At 68.6% G+C, this 16,236-nt stretch carries 12 protein-coding genes; 1 reads left to right on the top strand and 11 read right to left on the bottom strand.

All coding sequences use genetic code 11. The annotated features are described in order from the left end of the window. Nucleotides 1-111: 111 nt before the first annotated feature. From ACKTT0_RS07915 to ACKTT0_RS07875, 9 genes are all read right to left on the bottom strand, one after another. The gene (locus ACKTT0_RS07915) at nt 112-1,317 is read right to left on the bottom strand and encodes a metal-dependent hydrolase family protein (protein WP_407849399.1); all 1,206 of its coding nucleotides are present in this window, start codon (nt 1,315-1,317) and stop codon (nt 112-114) included. Then, nucleotides 1,314-3,041, bottom strand: a complete 1,728-nt coding sequence (locus ACKTT0_RS07910; RefSeq protein WP_407849398.1) for a dipeptide ABC transporter ATP-binding protein — start codon at nt 3,039-3,041, stop codon at nt 1,314-1,316. Before ACKTT0_RS07910 ends, ACKTT0_RS07915 begins: the two co-directional genes overlap by 4 nt. A 7-nt stretch (nt 3,042-3,048) precedes the next feature. Then, complete coding sequence (locus ACKTT0_RS07905; RefSeq protein ID WP_028353773.1) at nt 3,049-3,975, bottom strand: ABC transporter permease; 927 nt, start codon at nt 3,973-3,975, stop codon at nt 3,049-3,051. A 13-nt stretch (nt 3,976-3,988) separates the two neighbouring features. Then, nucleotides 3,989-4,960, bottom strand: a complete 972-nt coding sequence (locus tag ACKTT0_RS07900; RefSeq protein WP_407849397.1) for an ABC transporter permease — start codon at nt 4,958-4,960, stop codon at nt 3,989-3,991. Between the two features lie 182 nt (nt 4,961-5,142). Continuing rightward, on the bottom strand, nt 5,143-6,747 hold the full coding sequence (locus ACKTT0_RS07895; protein WP_407849396.1) for an ABC transporter substrate-binding protein: 1,605 nt from the start codon (nt 6,745-6,747) through the stop codon (nt 5,143-5,145). 461 nt (nt 6,748-7,208) lie between these two features. Next, complete coding sequence (locus ACKTT0_RS07890) at nt 7,209-8,585, bottom strand: GTPase/DUF3482 domain-containing protein (RefSeq protein ID WP_407849395.1); 1,377 nt, start codon at nt 8,583-8,585, stop codon at nt 7,209-7,211. Further along, nucleotides 8,578-10,011, bottom strand: a complete 1,434-nt coding sequence (locus ACKTT0_RS07885) for a DUF2868 domain-containing protein (RefSeq protein ID WP_407849394.1) — start codon at nt 10,009-10,011, stop codon at nt 8,578-8,580. The genes ACKTT0_RS07890 and ACKTT0_RS07885 overlap by 8 nt, the downstream gene beginning before the upstream one ends. A 76-nt stretch (nt 10,012-10,087) precedes the next feature. Beyond that, on the bottom strand, nt 10,088-10,465 hold the full coding sequence (locus tag ACKTT0_RS07880; protein WP_407849393.1) for a YkvA family protein: 378 nt from the start codon (nt 10,463-10,465) through the stop codon (nt 10,088-10,090). A 93-nt stretch (nt 10,466-10,558) separates the two neighbouring features. Continuing rightward, on the bottom strand, nt 10,559-11,461 hold the full coding sequence (locus ACKTT0_RS07875; RefSeq protein ID WP_407849392.1) for an AraC family transcriptional regulator: 903 nt from the start codon (nt 11,459-11,461) through the stop codon (nt 10,559-10,561). Nucleotides 11,462-11,601: 140 nt separating this feature from the next. On the opposite strand from ACKTT0_RS07875, the gene ACKTT0_RS07870 reads away from it, so the two are divergent. Next, entirely contained in the window at nt 11,602-12,513 is a 912-nt protein-coding gene (locus tag ACKTT0_RS07870) for a DMT family transporter (protein WP_407852392.1), read from the top strand. Between the two features lie 12 nt (nt 12,514-12,525). On the opposite strand, the gene ACKTT0_RS07865 is transcribed toward ACKTT0_RS07870, so the two are convergent. After that, nucleotides 12,526-13,587, bottom strand: coding sequence for a fimbrial protein (locus ACKTT0_RS07865; RefSeq protein ID WP_407849391.1), 1,062 nt, complete (start codon nt 13,585-13,587; stop codon nt 12,526-12,528). A gap of 2 nt (nt 13,588-13,589) precedes the next feature. Further along, nucleotides 13,590-16,220, bottom strand: coding sequence for a fimbria/pilus outer membrane usher protein (locus ACKTT0_RS07860; RefSeq protein ID WP_407849390.1), 2,631 nt, complete (start codon nt 16,218-16,220; stop codon nt 13,590-13,592). Nucleotides 16,221-16,236 lie beyond the last annotated feature (16 nt).

Genomic DNA, 16,236 nt, shown 5'->3' with positions numbered 1-16,236 from the left:
GTCGCGGCAGGTTCGGTTGCGGGTGTCAGGCACCCTGCGGGAGCCTGACACCTCAGGGCTCGCCAGGGCGCCTGGCGCGCCACGGTTCGCCACAGCGGCCTGCGGGCCGTTTCACCCCAGCGCGCCGGCCACCAGCGCGCCCTGCTTGAATACGGCAACGTGGTGCTGCGCGTCGGCGGCCCGGCCGATGTCTTGCGTGGGGTCGCCGCGCACCAGCAGCAGGTCGGCCACGGCTCCCGCGGCGACGAACCCCCGGTCGGCCAGCCCCATCAGGTCGTGCGCCCGCGACGTGCCGGCCACCAGTGCGTCGCTCGGCGTCATGCCGAACTCCACCATATAGGCCAGCTCCTCGGCATTGCGGCCGTGCCGGTTGAACGGCGTGCCCGCGTCCGTACCCATGGCGATGCGCCCGCCGGCGCGGTAGTACATCTGGAACGATTCGCGGTGGCGCTGCTCGACCGCGCGCGCCTTGTCCACCACGTACGATGGAATGCCGCGGTCGGCGTTGTCCAGGATGTTGCGCAGCGCGGCGATGGTGGGCACCAGGTAGGTCTGGCTTTCCAGCATTTCGCGCAGGCACTGTTCATCCATGAAGATGCCGTGCTCGATCGAGTCGATACCGGCGCGCACGGCGTTCAGGATGCCTTCGGTGCCCTGCGCGTGGCTCGCGGTGCTCTTGCTGAAACGCTTGGCCTCGTGCACGCCGGCGCGCATCTCGTCGAAGCTGTAGTGCGCGTCCATCGGGTTCACGCCCGGGGTCATGACGCCGCCGGTGGCCATGATCTTCACCAGGTCGCAGCCGGCATGCACCTGCTCGCGCACGGCCTTGACGACCTCGTCGCAGCCGTCGGCCACCCGGCCGGTGCGGTTGCCGTGGCCGCCGGTCATGCAGATCATGCGGCCGGCCGCCTTGATGGTGGGCCCGGGGAAGGTGCCGCGCGCGATGGCGTCGCGTACGCCGAATTCCAGATAGTCCTTGCCGCCGCAGTCGCGTACCGCGGTGATGCCGCCATGCAGCGCCGCCTGGGCATTCTCCAGCGCGGTCAGGGTGATCTGGGCCGGGCCCTGGCGGCTCATCTGCGCATGCGGGTCGGCGCTGCCGGTGAACACCAGGTGCACGTGGCAGTCGGCCAGGCCTGGCATCAGCGTCATGCCCGAGGTATCCACGCGGCGGCCGGCATAGCCTTCGAACTGGCCCGCCGGCGCGACCCGGGCGACGCGCCCGCCTTCCACCAGCACCGCATGGCCGGGCAGCAGCGCGCCGCGGCCGTCGAATATATTGCCGCCCGTGAACAGCAAGGGGTCGGGCTCGCTCATGATTCCACCTCCAATCCTTCGCGGGACATCGCCTGCAGCTTCGGCATCAGGCCCAGCAGGTGCCTGGTGTAGTCGTGCCGTGGCGCGTTGAACAGGGTTTCGGTATCGGCCACTTCGAGCAGCTCGCCGTATCGCATGACGCCGACCCGGTCGCACATCTGGCGGATCACCGGCAGGTCGTGGCTGATGAAGAGCATCGTCAGGCCCAGCTGTTCCTGCAGGTCCTTGAGCAGGTTGAGGATCTGTGCCTGGATCGACACGTCCAGCGCCGAAGTGGGTTCGTCGCAGATCAGGAAGCGCGGCCGGGTGGCCAGCGCCCGCGCGATGCAGATGCGCTGGCGCTGGCCGCCGGAGAATTCGTGCGGATAGCGGCGCGCCGCCGCGGCGCCCAGCCCGACGATATCCAGCAGGTCGGACACCACCTGGCGCGTCTGCGCCTCGCCGTCGGCCAGCCGGTGGAAGCGGATCGGCTCGGCCACGATATCCAGCACGCGCATGCGCGGGTTCAGCGACGAATACGGATCCTGGAACACCATCTGGATCTGGCGCCGGAAGGCGTTCATCCGCTTTTCATCCTTGAGCGCGGTGAGGTTGGTGCCATTGAACGTCACCGCGCCGCCGCTGGGCGTGTACAGCCCGGAAATCAGCCGGGCCACCGTGGACTTGCCAGAACCGGATTCGCCCACCAGGCCGAACACCTCGCCCTGCCCGATCGCCAGGCTGACGCCCTTGACGGCGTCCAGGGTGCGCCGGTTGCGCGCCAGGAAGGCGTTCTTCAGGATGAAGCGCATGCTGAGGTCCTGCGTCTGCACCAGCGGGCCGCCCGCGTCCTGCCCGAAGTCGCGGCGCTGCCCCAGCCAGTGCGACCCGATGTCGAGTGGCTTGGTGGGCGTCTTGACGTCCTCGATGTAGGTCACCAGGGGAAAGCGCCGCAGTTTCACGTCGGGCCGCGGCACCGCGGAAATCAGGCTGCGCGTGTAGGGATGGTCGGGGTCGCCCAGGATCTTGGCCGTGGGCCCCTGCTCCACCAGCTTGCCGCGGTACAGCACCGCCACGCGGTCGGTCACATCGGCGATCACGCCCATGTCGTGCGTGATGATGATCATGCCCACCTGCTTTTCCTTGCACAGCTTGCGCAGCAGGTCGAGGATCTGCGCCTGGATCGATACGTCGAGCGCCGTGGTCGGTTCGTCGGCGATGATGATCTCGGGCTCGCAGCACAGGGCCAGCGCAATCACCACGCGCTGGCGCATGCCGCCGGAAAACTGGTGCGGATACTGCTTGACGCGCAGCTCGGGCGAATCGATGCCGACCTGCCGCAGCAGGTCCACGGCGCGCTGTTGCGCCTGCGCCGGGGTCAGGTCCAGGTGCACCAGCATGGTCTCCACGAGCTGGCTTTCCACCGTCTGCAGCGGGTCCAGCGAAGTGAGCGGATCCTGGAAGATCATGCCGATGCGGCGCCCGCGCACCTTGCGCTTCTCGGTTTCAGGCAAGGCATCGATGCGGCGGCCTTCCAGGTGGACTTCGCCGCCGGCCAGGCGGCCGGGAAACTCCAGCAGGCCGATCACCGCGTTGCCGATGGTGGATTTGCCGGCGCCCGATTCGCCCACTACCCCCAGGATTTCGCCGCGGTCCAGGGTCAGCGATACGCCGTCGACGGCCACCAGCGTGCCGCGCCGGCTGGCGAATTCGATGCGCATCTTGTCGATGTCGAGCAGTGCCATGGCGTCCTCAGCGCAGCTTGGGGTTGAGCGCGTCGCGCAGCCAGTCGCCCAGCAGGTTCACCGACAGCACCAGGGCGACCAGCGCAATGCCCGGGAAAATGGAGATCCACCACATGCCGGAGAACAGGTAGCTGTTGCCGATGCGGATCAACGTGCCCAGCGACGGCGCGGTGGGCGGCACCCCCACGCCGAGGAACGACAGGGTGGCCTCGGTGATGATGGCGATCGCCAGGTGGATGGTGGCGATCACCAGCACCGGGCCCATCACGTTGGGCAGGATGTGGCGGCGCAGGATGGTGAGCGGGCCGATGCCGATCAGCTTGGCGGCCTGTACGTATTCCTTGTTGCGCTCGACCATGGTCGAGCCGCGCACCGTGCGCGCGTACTGCACCCAGCCCGATATGCCGATGGCGAAGATCAGCACATACAGCGCCAGCTGGTCGTGCAGGTGGCGCGGCAGCAGGCCGCGCGCCACGCCGTCGATCAGCAGCGCGATCAGGATGGCGGGGAACGACAGCTGCACGTCGGCGATGCGCATGATCACGCTGTCGACGCGCCCGCCCACATAGCCGCTGATCAGCCCGAGCGATACGCCCAGCACCATCGAGAACACCACCGAGGCGAAGCCGACGAACAGCGACACGCGCGAACCGTACAGGATGGCCGACAGGATGTCCCGGCCCTGGTCGTCGGTGCCCAGCAGGAAGGCGGCGTTGCCGTCCGGGTTCCAGGCCGGCGGCGTGTTGGCGTCCATGATGTTCAGCGACGCCAGGTCGAACGGGTTGTGCGGCGCGATCACCGGTGCGAACAGCGCGCCGGCCAGGATCGCCAGCGTGACCACGGCCGAGATCACCGCGCTGGGCGAGCTCTTGAAGCTGTGCCACAGGTCGCTGTCCGCGGCGCGCGAGAAAAACGGGGCTATGCGAGCAATCATCCGGCTTCCTTTGCTACTTGCTCTGCACGCGCAGGCGCGGGTCGACGGCCACGTACAGTAGGTCGACGATCAGGTTGATGACCACGAAGAAAAAGGCGATCAGCACCAGGTAGGCCGCCATCACGGGGATGTCGACCATGCTGATGGCCTGGATGAACAGCAGGCCCATGCCGGGCCACTGGAACACCGTCTCGGTGATGATGGCGAAGGCGATGATGGAGCCGAGCTGCAGGCCGGTGATGGTGATCACCGGCACCAGCGTGTTCTTCAAGGCATGGCGGAAATTGATGAGCCGTTCTGGCAGGCCGCGGGCCCGTGCGAACTTGATGAAGTCGGCGCGCAGCACCTCCAGCATCTCCGCGCGCACCAGCCGCATGATCAGCGTCATCTGGAACAGCGCCAGGGTGATGGCGGGCAGTATCAGGGCGGCCAGCCCGGACGGCGTAAGCAGCCCGGTGGTCCAGCCGCCGAAGGCGATGACCTCGCCGCGGCCGAAGCTGGGCAGCCAGCGCAACTGCACGCTGAACACCAGGATAAGGAGAATGCCGATCAGGAAGGTCGGCAGCGAGATGCCGGCCAGCGACAGGGCCATGAAGGCGCGCGATAGCGCGCCATGGCGCCGCAGCGCCGTGTAGATGCCCATGGGAATGCCGAACGCCAGCGCCATCAGCGCCGAAATGAACGACAGTTCCAGCGTGGCGGGCAGGCGTTCTTCGATCAGGTCGCTGACCGGGCGGCGGTGCCGGTACGACATGCCGAAGTCGCCTTGTGCCGCGTCGCGCACGAAGCGCGCGTACTGCACGATGAACGGGTCGTTCAACCCCAGGCGCTCGCGCAGCTCGGCGCGCTGGGCCTCGGTGGTGTCCTGGCCGACCATGCTGACGATCGGGTCGCCGACATAGCGGAACATGGCGAACGCGATCAACGCGACAGTCAGCATGACCAGCAGCGACTGCAGCAGGCGTCGCCCGATGAAACCAAGCATGAATCAGCGTCCTGTTGGCAGGCCGGCCGTGACGGCGGCCGGGTGGGAATGGGTCAGTCGTTCATGCCGGACCCGGCGCTGTCCGGGCATGGACGGGATCGGTGGCAGGTGCCTGACACCCTCTGGGCGCCAGACACCTGTAAGAGGTGGAAAGCGCGCAGCGCTTCAAAGGCGGCCCCGCTTCACGGCATGACGACGTGGCGCAGGTCCAGCACGTCGTCGGCGCGCTGGATCACTTGCAGGCCGTCCTTGATGCCCCACGACATGGGTTGCTGGTGCAGCGGCAGGTAGCCGTAATCGTTGCGCACGATGTCGAAGGCTTCCTTGATCATCGCGTTGCGCTTGGCCTGGTCGGTTTCCACGCCGATCTTGGCCGTCAGCTCGTCGACCTTGGGATTGCAGTAGCCGCCCAGGTTGAACTGGCCGGCGGCCGTCTTGCTGTCGCGGCACGCCGCCAGGTTGAGCAGCACGTTGTGCGCGTCGGTCGAGCTGGGGGTCCAGCCGAGCATGTACATGCTGGTCTGGTTGCCGGCCTGCAGCAGGATCTTGCCGAAGTACTTGGACTTGGTCTGCGCCAGCAGGTTGATCTTGATGCCCACGCGCGCCAGCATGCCGGCCACCGCCTGGCAGACTTTTTCGTCGTTGACGTAGCGGTCGTTGGGGCAATCCAGCGTGACCGTGAAGCCGTCCGGATAGCCGGCCTCGGCCAGCAGCTTCTTGGACTTTTCCGGATCGGGCTTGTAGGGAGTGCCGAACGAGTCGTCATAGCCATTGACCGACGTCGCCACCAGCGAGCCGAGCGGCTTGGCAGCGCCGCGCATGATCTTCTTGTTGATCGCCTCGATATCCACCGCCAGCACCACGGCCTGGCGCACGCGTACGTCCTTGAAGGGGTTCTTGCCCTTCACGTTCGAGAACAGCAGTTCGTCGCGATGCTGGTCCATGCCGATGAAGATGGCGCGCGCCTCGGGCTCGGTCAGAGGCTTGACGCCCGGCGCGTCTTCCAGGCGCTGCCAGTCTTGCACCGGCACCGGCTGCACGATGTCCATCTCGCCGGAAATCAGCGCCGCCACGCGGGTGGCTTCCTGGGTGATCGGCTGGAAGATCACTTCCGTCACGTTGGTCTTGATGTTCTTGTCCCAGTAGCCGTCAAAGCGCTTGAGCACGGTCTTCACGTCGGGCTGGCGTTCCACCAGCATGAAGGGGCCGGTGCCGTTGGCATGCAGGTTGGCGTAGTTGCCCTGGTTGTCGCCCTTGACGTTGGTGGCTTCGGTGGTCTTGTTCTTCTCGGACCACGATTTGCTCATGATGTAGAGGAAGGTCCACTCGCGCGGCAGGATCGGGTTGGGCGTCGGCGTGGTGACCTCGATCGTGTGATCGTCGATCTTCTTCACGTCGGACGCCTTGGCGCCGTAGCCTTTCATGTCGGAGCCGGGCGTCAGGCTGCGCTTCCACGAGAAAATCACGTCGTCGGCCGTGAACGGCGAGCCGTCGTGGAACTTGACGCCCTTGCGCAGTTTGAAGACCCACTTGGTGGGTTCGGTGTTTTCCCAGCTTTCCGCCAGCAGCGGGGTCAGTTTCATGTCGCCGTCATAGCCGGCCAGGGTTTCGTAGATGTTGCCCTGGAAGCCCAGCGTGAACGTCTCGTTCAGCGCCATCGGATCCATGGAAGTGGCGTCGCCCTGGTAGGCCCAGCGCAGGGTCTTGGCGTGCACGGTGCCCGCCAGCGCGGTCGCGCAGATGGCCAGTGCCAGCGCTGATTTCTTGATGAAGGGAGTGATACGCATAGCCCTTTTGCTCCGTGTGGTGCGCGCGTGGCGCACAGAAGTGACAGGGCCCCCGCCCCTGTTCGGTCCAGGCCGGGGGCACGGCGTGCTGCTTAGGACGACGCGAGGTCTTGCGGATGGCGCTTGGCGGACGCACGCGGGGCGTGCGGGAAGGCGGCGGCGATCACTGCATAGGGCTTCGGGTTCACGATAGACCTGACCTCTGGTGATTCTGTTTTCTGGCGCGGGGTCGCCGGCGCCAATGTAGTCGAATCTTATAGAGGCAATGATTTAAGCGTCAATCGTTTTGACTTGGGGTTAGTACTTGGTTGCGCCGCGTTGGGAATGCTGGGGTGTCTGGCGTTTGCGGGGGAGCGTTCTGCTGGCCGTCGTGGCGGGGCGGCTCCGTGAAGCCCCGCCGGCCCGCGACCCCTCGCCTCGACGCCAGAAGAACAACACGGAAACCGCCGTCTGGCCCCCCGTTACCCCTCGGCGGCCAATTCCCGCGCCAATTCCGCGACTACCAGCTTCCTTCGCGCATCGTCTTCATGCCCCTTGGCCAGCGCCGACCATTCCGGCCGGCTGCGGGCTTCTTTCAGGGCGTCGGGCAGGCGGCCGGTGCGCCAAGCCTGGTCGGCCGGGCGGTCCAGGCGCAAGGGGTCGCGCGCGGCGTGGCCGCGGTGTTCCAGGGCGTGGATCAGTTGCCGCTGCCGCAGCGCCAGCAAGCGCAGCACGGCGTCGTCCACGCTGATCTCGCGGTAGCCGCGCAGCTTGCCCAGGACGCGTCCGCCGAAGCGTTCCACGCCTTGCCACAGCCCGCCGGCCGCGGCGCCGATCAGCATGCCGGTGCCCAGGCTCAGGCCCGCGCTGAACAGGTCGACCGCCGCGCCCGCCATGGCGCCCGCCGCCATGCCGGTGCCCAGGTGGATGCCCATGTCTTTCAGCGCCTGTGGATGGAACAGGTCCATGCCCCAGCGCGTGCCTTCCAGCGGCAGTTCGTCCTCGGCATAGTCGCTGCGGCGGAAGTTGTACAGCGCCAGCAGCGCGTCCACGCAGGCCTGTTCGCGGCGGCGCACTTGGTCGCGCAGTTTGCCGGCGTGGGCCTGCAGGGCGTCGTCGTCGGGCGGACTGGCCAGGCGCAGCGCGGCCACGTCGACCAGCAGTTCCGCTGCCAGTTGCCAAGTGGCCTGGACGCGTTCGCGCCGCTGGCGGGCCAGGTCGTCAGACAAGCGTGCCAGCATGGCGGCGTGGCGATCCAGCAGCACCGCCAGCTTGGCGTACAGCTGGCGCTCGCCGTCGAGCGGCGGGGCGACAGTGTCGAATTCCAGCGCGGCGTGCAGGCCCAGGCGCGCCATCGCGTCGCGCCACTCGGCGGCGCGGTGCGCCGGCGCGTTGACAAAGTTCAGGATCGGCAGCAGCGGACGGCCGCAGGCGGCCAGCAAGGCCAGTTCGTCGCGATGCTTGCTCAGGACCGGATCGCGCGCGTCGATGACGTACAGCGCCGCATCACAGTCGAGCACCTTGGCCAGCACGCGCGCTTCTTGTTCGTAGCGGCGGTGCGCTTCGGGGGAATCCAGGAAGCGCCGGATGCGCGCCGGGCCGTCCAGGCGCTCTCCCGGCGCGTCCAGGCGTTCGAGGTATTCCAGCAGGGCGATGCTGTCTTCCATGCCGGGCGTGTCGAACCATTCGAGCACCGGGCGGCCGTCCAGCCGCAGGCGCGCGCCTTCGACGTGGCGGGTGGTGCCGGGGCTGTCGGCCACCTGGCCGAACGCGCTGTCGCGCGTCAGGGTGCGCAGCAACGAGGTCTTGCCGGTGTTGGTATGACCGACCACCGCGACTTTCAACATGGATTCAGTCATCGCCGGTCTCCAGCCAGCGCAGCGGCTGGTCGGCATCGCGCAGAACGTCGCCCGGCGCCATGCCGGCGGCTGCCAGGCGCTCGCGCCAGGCGTCCAGGCGCGCGGAGCCCGCCGCGCCGCTCCGGTCCGGGCCGGCGGACAGCCAGACGCGCGTATGGCCGGCTTTGCCGGCCAGCGCGGCGATGAGCGCCAGCGTGCCGCGATCGGGGGTCTGCCGGGCATCGCAGGCGATCAGCAGGCGGCGGGCGCCGGCCCGCGCGAGTGCATCGAGCAGCCGGTTGCGCTGTTCGCGAGTATCGAGATTGCCCGCGTCTTGCACGCCGGCCGGCAGGTCCGCCGGCGGCCAGGCGAGATCGGACGGCAGTTCCAGGCCCACCAGCACGGGCTGGTCGCCCAGGTTGGCCAGTTGCGCCGGGCCGACCTGGGGCTGGTGCAGCGGATCGGCGGGCCGGTCGATGCCGGTCGATTGCGCCGGCGGCTGCAGGCGGTCGCGCAGTGCCGCATAGCCCGGCAGGGCCGTGTCGATGCGCAGCCGGCGGCGCGCCCGCCCGGCCTGCGCCAGGCACAGCAGCCCGGCCAGCAGGCGCGGCAGCACACCGTAGACAGCCACTACGCCGATCAGCCATACCGACCATTGCGCCTGCGCGGCCGCCGGCAGCACCTGGCTGTTGTCGCTGGCGCGCACCACCGCATCGGCCGGCGCGGCAAAGCCGAGCTGCGCCGGCAGCCAGCCCAGCACCCGCGTCAGCGCGACGAAAGTGTCGGGCTGCAGCAGGGTGGTGGCCCAGACGAACCGGTAGCTGGCCGTCGACAGCATGACGACCAGCGTGGCCAGCGCCGCGCCCAGGCCCACCAGCCAGAGCAAGTGGCTGATCGTGCCGAACAGCCAGCGCAGCGCGCCGGCCCGCGCCAGCAGGTTCATTAGCGCCTGGGGCACCAGGGCGGCGTCGGGGCCGCGCGCCAGCTTGCGGGTCGCCCACAGCCACAGCCGGCCCAGCCCGGTGGCGCCGCCGGGGCGCAGCAGGAACGAAGCCAGCCACAGCAAGAAGGTGACGACATGCAGGCCCAGCAGCGCGCCCACCGCCCACAACACATTGACCGGGCGGCCGCCGTCGCCAAGCGCGCCGGCCGCCGAGGCGATGCCGGCCGCCAGGGCAACCAGCAGCAGCGCGGCCAGGCTCAGCACGGCGCCCTGGCGCCAGCGGGCCACCAGGCCATCGAGCCCTTCGCGCCTGCCGAGCAGCGCGGCGCGCAGCAGGATGCGCGCTTCCAGCGCGTCGGGTCCGCCGCGCGCCTGGCGCACTGCTTCGGCGTCTTCGAGCGGGCCCCAATGCTCTTCGCGCAGCCGGATGGTCTCGGCCAGCCAGTGCGTCTGCCAGCCGCCGGATGCGGCGGGGCGGAGGGGATCGGCGGCGGGCCGGGTCATGTCAGCGCGGCGCCGGACAGGCGCGCCGGCCGCGGGCCGGCGAAAGGCGGCATGCGCCGGTGGCGGGATTGGCCATTCACCCGGCGCGGGGCGGGGCGGCAGGCGCGGTCGCGCCGAACCAGTCGGCCAGCTTGCGGCTGGCCTGCTGCTTGACGTCGTCGTTGATATAGAACGCCACGGTGGCCAGCGCGGCCGTCATGACGCCAAGGTCGTCGGTGTAGCCCACCAGCGGCGCCAGGTCGGGGATGGTGTCCAGCGGCAGGACGAAATAGCCCAGCGCGCCATAGATGACCCGGCGCGCCCACTTGGGCGTGTCCGGGCTTTTTACGGCGTAGTACAGCCAGAGGGCTTTCTCCAGGGCCTGCCGGCCCGCCGCGGACGCGTGGCGCGTCGCCTTGCGCCAGAAGCGCTGGTCGGAATAGGCCTTTTCGTAGGTCGGATTGGCAATCGGCATGGTCGGTCGGGATACGGGTTGCGTTCCCGGTCAGTCATGGGCAATAGCCCATTGTAGACCCCTGGCGGGGGTTGTGCCGCGGGTGCGCCGGGCCTACCGGCGCCCGCGCATCGCCGCGCGGTATTGGCCGGGAGTCACGCCGGTGGCCTGCAGGAACGCCCGGCTCAGGTGGCTGGCATTGCCGAAGCCGCAGGCCTGGGCCACGCTGGCCAGGTCGTCCGGCGTGGCGGCCAGCAGGGTGCGGGCCTGCGCCAGGCGGCGCCCCAGCACCCAGGTATGGGGCGGTTCGCCGAACGAGGTGCGGAACATGCGCGCAAAATGGTAGGTGGACAGGGCCGCCACCCCCGCCAGCGTATCCAGTGTCAGGGTGTCGGCCAGGTGCGCATCGATATAGTCGCGTACGCGGCGGCGTACCGCCGGCGCCAGTCCGCCTAGCGCGGCGGGCCGGCCCGGCCGGCCGGTGTTCTCGGTCAGCAGGTGGTGCAGGATGGTCTCGGCGGCGCTGCTGGCCGCCAGCCGCGCCGCCGGCGCGTCCCAGTCGGCGGCCAGCAGGCCGCGGCACACGGCCGCCAGGGAAGGATCCTGGATATACGTGCGGTCGCGCAGCTCCAGTTCGCGCGGTTCGCGGTCCAGGCGCATGACCGCTTCGCGCGCCAGGCGTTCCGGCGCGATGTACAGGTGCAGGAAACGCACTTCCTCGTTCATGCTCCAGCGCGAATGATGGCGCGCCGGCAGCACGCAGAACTTGCCCGCGCCGCCATGGCGGTCGCGCTGTTCCAGCCGGAAACAGGTTTCTCCGCCCTGCAGGTAAAGCGACAGCGTATGGTGGCCGGGCGTGTCGTAGTCCATCAGCGCTCGGCCGGCGCGCTGGTCGCGGTCCCATTGCGCCACCGCCAGGCCGGCGCCCAGCGAGGCGGCCCGGTCCAGCCGGACGCGCGCGTCCCGCAGGGTGTGGAACAGGGTGAAATCGGACGGCGCCGATGCAATCTTGGCCATGGCACGGTCATCGTACGCCAAGCCGCCGCCGCTTGCGCGCGGCGCCTGGCTCCAGCCCGCAAAAACCGCAAGAAACGGCAATCGCCGCCCTGCCCGGCATCCTAGACTGGATGCTCCACGCATTGTTCCGGCCCGCCATCGTGAATCTGTTCCTGTATTTGTTGACCGTGCTGGTATGGGGGTCCACCTGGATCGCCATCAAGCTGCAGCTCGGGGTGGTCGCCATCCCCGTATCGATCTTCTACCGCTTTGCCCTCGCCTCGCTGCTGATGCTGGCCGGCCTGGCCGCCCTGCGCCGCCTGCAGCGGCTGGACCGCCGCGGCCACCTGCTGTGCCTGGGCCAGGGCGTATGCCTGTTCTGCCTCAATTTCCTGTGCTTCTACAGCGCCACCCAATGGATTTCCAGCGGCCTGGTGTCGGTGGTGTTCTCGGCGGCGACCATCTGGAATGCGCTCAATGCCCGGCTGTGGTTCGGCACCCCCATTGCGCCGCGCATCATGGTGGGCGGCGCGTTCGGCCTGTGCGGCCTGGCCCTGCTGTTCTGGCCCGAGCTGGCCGGCCAGCAGGCCAGCCACGAGACCTTGCTGGGCCTCGGGCTTGCCCTGCTGGGCACGCTGTGCTTCTCCACCGGCAACATGTTGTCGTCGGCGCAACAGCGCGCCGGCATCGGGCCGCTGACCGGCAATGCCTACAGCATGCTGTACGGCTCGCTGGTGTTGCTGGCCGGATGCCTGCTCAGCGGCCAGCCGTTCGCGTTCGATCCGGCGCCGGCCTACGTGGGCGCCTTGCTGTACCTGGTGTTCATCGGCTCGATCGTCGGGTTCACCGCGTACCTGACCCTGGTGGGCCGGCTGGGCCCGTCGCGCGCCGCCTATTGCACGGTGCTGTTTCCCGTGGTGGCGCTGGCCATTTCCACGTTGGCCGAGGGCTATCGCTGGACCCTGCCCGCCGTGGCCGGCCTGGCGCTGGTGATGTTGGGCAACGTCCTGGTGTTTGCCCGCCGCGGCGCGGGCCGGGCGCCGGCCCCGGCCGGGGCGACACCGGCCAGGTAAGGCCGGCGGGCTTCAGCGGAATGATACGTCGATGGTGGCGGTGGCCTGGAAGGGGCCGATGCGCGGCGTCGGGCTCAGCCACTTCAGCGAGGCGATGAAACCGTGCTGGACCACATTGCTGTTGATGACGCCCAGCGGCACGACCGTGTTCATGGCCAGCTCGCGCGTCGGCTGCTCGGCATCCGCCAGCACGATGCCGAAGCCGCTGTCGCTGCGTGGCAGGATGGTCGTGCCGCCCACGACCTGGTGGGAGGTGCTGAAGCTGCCCACCAGCGACCGGTTGCTGCACTGGTTGCCGGCGTTCGGGCCGGTCATGTTGATCTCCACCGTGAACGGCACGGATTTCTCGATCGCGCCGACCTGCGCGCGGTTGGCCGGAATGCGGCCGAAATTCACCGAATTGCCCTGGTTGGCCAGCACCTTGATATCCGGGTTGCAGGCGATGAAATGAATGCGTCCCAGGCCCGAGATGGCGGCGCGGTAGTTCGAGTTGGGGCGGCTGTTCAGGCCGCCCACGCCATCCACCTGGAACAGGTCGTAGGTGCCGGTGTTGTTGATCTGCCCGTTGGCCGGTGGCGCCGCGCCAGTGGCCCTGATGAACACCGAGAACGTGACCGTCACTACCTGCGAGGTCGCGCAGCGGGGAGCCCGCGAGGTGTTCCAGTACAGCCTGCAGTTGGTGCTGTTGGCCGGCGGCGCGGTGCCGGGGCCGACAATGACGCGCCCACCATAGTCCAGTTCGTGGTTGACCGACTGGTAGGTCACGCCGACTTCAATCGACGGATGGATCTGCGACAGCGTCTGGGCCGGGTCCCAGTACAGGTAGGTATTCTCGCCTTGCGGGAAATTGTCGGTATCCACGCAGCGGAAGCTCACCGTGAAGTTCTCCGAGCGCCACAGCAGCCGGCCCGCGGTGATGTCGCCGGTCGACACGTAGATGTCCTCGTTCAGCGTGATGGTGCGGCGTATCGCCTCGGTCTGCGCATCCTTGCACGACAGCGCCAGGGCCGCCTGGGGCACTCCCAGCAGGGCCGCCAGCAAGACGATAAGTTTGGTCCAGAGCGGATGAAACATGACTAGCTTCCTTGTGGCCGCCCGTCGGGACGGCATTGCATTGCGACGTGCCGGTACCCTGCCTCGGACGGTTCGAGCTGGGCAGGCGGCAGGTCGTCCAGGTTCAGCAGGCAGCGCTCGTCGGGGGCGTCGCCCCACTGCACCGCCAGCACGTCGCCGGGCCGGACGCCGCTGACGAAGACCTGGCCTTGCGGGCCGGCCACGCCGCGATTGAGGCCGTCGCTGTTGAACACGTTGGCGCCCAGCGGCAGCGGCTTGCCGTCGGGCCGCGCGGTGCGGATCATCAGGCTGCTGCCGCGCCGCGTGTCGAAGTCGACCCGGGCGATCGCGCCGCGCGTGGGCACCACGTTCACCGCCGCCTTGCTGGCGTCGATGTCGCTGCCCAGGTCGTCGGTGCGCAGCGCCACGCGGTTGAACCGGTACGGGCTCATGCCGGAAATGACGGCATAGCCGTTGCCATCGACCCGCACACCCGACTGGTTCTCGACGCCGATGCCGGCGCCGTCCGGCGCGTGCACCAACACGCTGGTGCGCTGCAGCGGCTGGCTCAGGGTCAGGCCGCCGCCGTGCACGATCGCGCCGCCCCGCACGCCCCAGTTCAACTGGCTGTAGCGCTCCGAGCTCATCACGCCGGCGCTGAGCGCGCCCTTGCTGCCCAGGTAGTCCACGTTGGCCGTGCCGGTGGTGCCGGCGCCGTCCGAATGCCCGGCGCTCACGCCGTAGCCCAGCCGGTTGTCGTCCAGGGCGGTGCCGCTGATGCCGGTCTGGTAGCTGCTGCCGGACTGGCGCGAATGGGTATAGGAAGAATTGGAGCTGATGCGCGACGTCTCCGGCCGGCCCAGCGGGAATGACAGTGTCAGGCCGACCATGCGGTCGTTGTAGCCGTACTGGCTGCGCGTATCGCGCACGAACAGGCCGTACGTCATGAACTTCACGCGGCCGTTCACGCCGACCTGGATGTTGCGCTCCTTGTCGTTCGAACCCCAGTACGTCTGGTTGTTGTAGCTGGCGTACAGGGAGTGATCATTCGTCAGGCGCTGGTTGACGGCGACTTCCAGCCGGCTGCGCTTGTTGTAATAGCGGTTGGACTGCACGTGGCGCTCGCGCGACGAGGACCAGCTCGGCGTGCCGTCGAAGGTCTCGCGCGGATCCCGGTAGTTGGCCTCGTAGTAGCCGTTGCGCCATTGATCGCGCTCTGCCGCGGCGTCATTGAAGTCGTAGTAGCCCGAAGTCGAATAGCGGTGGCCCACCAGGCGGAACTCGGTGCCGAGCTCATTGAGCGACTTGGAATACAGGAAGCGGTAGCTTTGCCCGGTCTTGGTGTCGCCGTTGGCGAGCTTGGTCCGGGCCGCCGTGACGTCGAACGACACCGACCCGAAGCTGCCCAGGCTCTGCGCCACGCCGAGCGCGGCCGCGCTGTAGTTCTCCGCCAGCAGCAGGCCGCCGTACGGCGTGGTGTTCGATTCCAGGCCGCGCGCCAGCGTGGCCTGCACGAAGGCCGGCCGGTAGTCGGTGTAGCCGTTGCGCAGTTCGCCGGCATTGATCTCATAGCGCCACAGGCCCGGCCGCAGCATGGTTTCCACCGCCGAAAACGCCTGACTGTAGCGCTGCACCGATCCGTCGGCCTCGATCACCGACACTTCCAGGTCGCCGCTCATGCGGTTGGGCACGATGTCGCTGATCTGGAACGGGCCCGGCGCCACATTGACGGCGTAGATCAGGCTGCCGTCCTGGCGGATCTCGACCCGCGCATTGCTGGCGGCCACGCCGCGCACCACCGGCGCGTAGCTGCGCTGGCTGTATGGCAGCATCTCGTCATCGCTGGCGAGCTGGGCGCCGCGGAACTGCACGCTGTCGAACACGCCGTTGGCCGTGTAGGTGTCGCCCAGCGTGACGCGGCTGCGTATCGATTGCAGGTCGCGCTCCGCCCATACACTTTGCGTGCGCCACTGCGTGTCGCCGCCGCTTTCGTGGTTGACCGTGGCATTGTGGCGCAGGCGCCAGGCGCCCAGGTTGATGCCGCTGTTGAACGACGCGAAGAAGTAGTCCGAGTTGCCGTAGCCCTTCTGGTGGTTGTGCGTGCCGTTCAGGTTGTAGTTCACGAACGCGGCATTGATGCCCTGGTCGCGCAGCGACGGCTGGATGAAGCCGCGCGGCACTGCCACCAGGTAGCGCTGCGGCACGCTCAGGTCCAGGCGCTGCTGGTTGCCGTTATAGGCGACGTGCGCGTCCGGAATCAGCGCGGCGATGTTGGCGCAGGCCGCCGGCGTGGCGGCCTCGGTCGCTGTTTCCGGCAGCAGCACGCCCCAGTTGGCCAGTTGTGTCCGGTTCAGGCAAGGTTCGACGCGGGCCGCGGCGGATTTGACGAAAACGATGTCTTCGCGCGCCGTTTCCGTGCCATTCAGGTAGACCGTGAACGGGTACGTGCCCGGCAGGATGCCGCCCGGGCTGGTCAGCGCGGATACGTCGGCCTGGCGCGCGTCGCCGCGCAGGAAGTCCAGGTTGAATTCCTCTTGGGCGGCAGCGGGCTGGCCCGCGCCCAGGGCGCACACGGCGGCGGCCAGGGGCGCCAGGCGAGGGACGACGAGGCCCCTCCGCGCCGCGGCGCGGATTCTGCAAAGCGTGGTAGGCATGGTAAGCGGCGTGCGG

This window comes from Bordetella saccharivorans (assembly GCF_045862855.1).
GTDB classification, from domain to species: Bacteria; Pseudomonadota; Gammaproteobacteria; order Burkholderiales; family Burkholderiaceae_B; genus Bordetella_A; species Bordetella_A petrii_F.
The sequence above is the reverse complement of the archived record's forward strand: the minus strand, read 5'-3'. Positions and strand labels throughout refer to the sequence as shown.

What these genes read in the sequence shown, in the direction of transcription:
- ACKTT0_RS07880 (WP_407849393.1), bottom strand. Translation starts at nt 10,465, where the DNA reads ATGCCGATTGCCAATCCGACCTACGAAAAGGCCTATTCCGACCAGCGC.
- ACKTT0_RS07915 (WP_407849399.1), bottom strand. Translation starts at nt 1,317, where the DNA reads ATGAGCGAGCCCGACCCCTTGCTGTTCACGGGCGGCAATATATTCGAC.
- ACKTT0_RS07905 (WP_028353773.1), bottom strand. Translation starts at nt 3,975, where the DNA reads ATGATTGCTCGCATAGCCCCGTTTTTCTCGCGCGCCGCGGACAGCGAC.
- ACKTT0_RS07890 (WP_407849395.1), bottom strand. Translation starts at nt 8,585, where the DNA reads ATGACTGAATCCATGTTGAAAGTCGCGGTGGTCGGTCATACCAACACC.
- ACKTT0_RS07860 (WP_407849390.1), bottom strand. Translation starts at nt 16,220, where the DNA reads ATGCCTACCACGCTTTGCAGAATCCGCGCCGCGGCGCGGAGGGGCCTC.
- ACKTT0_RS07900 (WP_407849397.1), bottom strand. Translation starts at nt 4,960, where the DNA reads ATGCTTGGTTTCATCGGGCGACGCCTGCTGCAGTCGCTGCTGGTCATG.
- ACKTT0_RS07875 (WP_407849392.1), bottom strand. Translation starts at nt 11,461, where the DNA reads ATGGCCAAGATTGCATCGGCGCCGTCCGATTTCACCCTGTTCCACACC.
- ACKTT0_RS07865 (WP_407849391.1), bottom strand. Translation starts at nt 13,587, where the DNA reads ATGTTTCATCCGCTCTGGACCAAACTTATCGTCTTGCTGGCGGCCCTG.
- ACKTT0_RS07910 (WP_407849398.1), bottom strand. Translation starts at nt 3,041, where the DNA reads ATGGCACTGCTCGACATCGACAAGATGCGCATCGAATTCGCCAGCCGG.
- ACKTT0_RS07895 (WP_407849396.1), bottom strand. Translation starts at nt 6,747, where the DNA reads ATGCGTATCACTCCCTTCATCAAGAAATCAGCGCTGGCACTGGCCATC.
- ACKTT0_RS07885 (WP_407849394.1), bottom strand. Translation starts at nt 10,011, where the DNA reads ATGACCCGGCCCGCCGCCGATCCCCTCCGCCCCGCCGCATCCGGCGGC.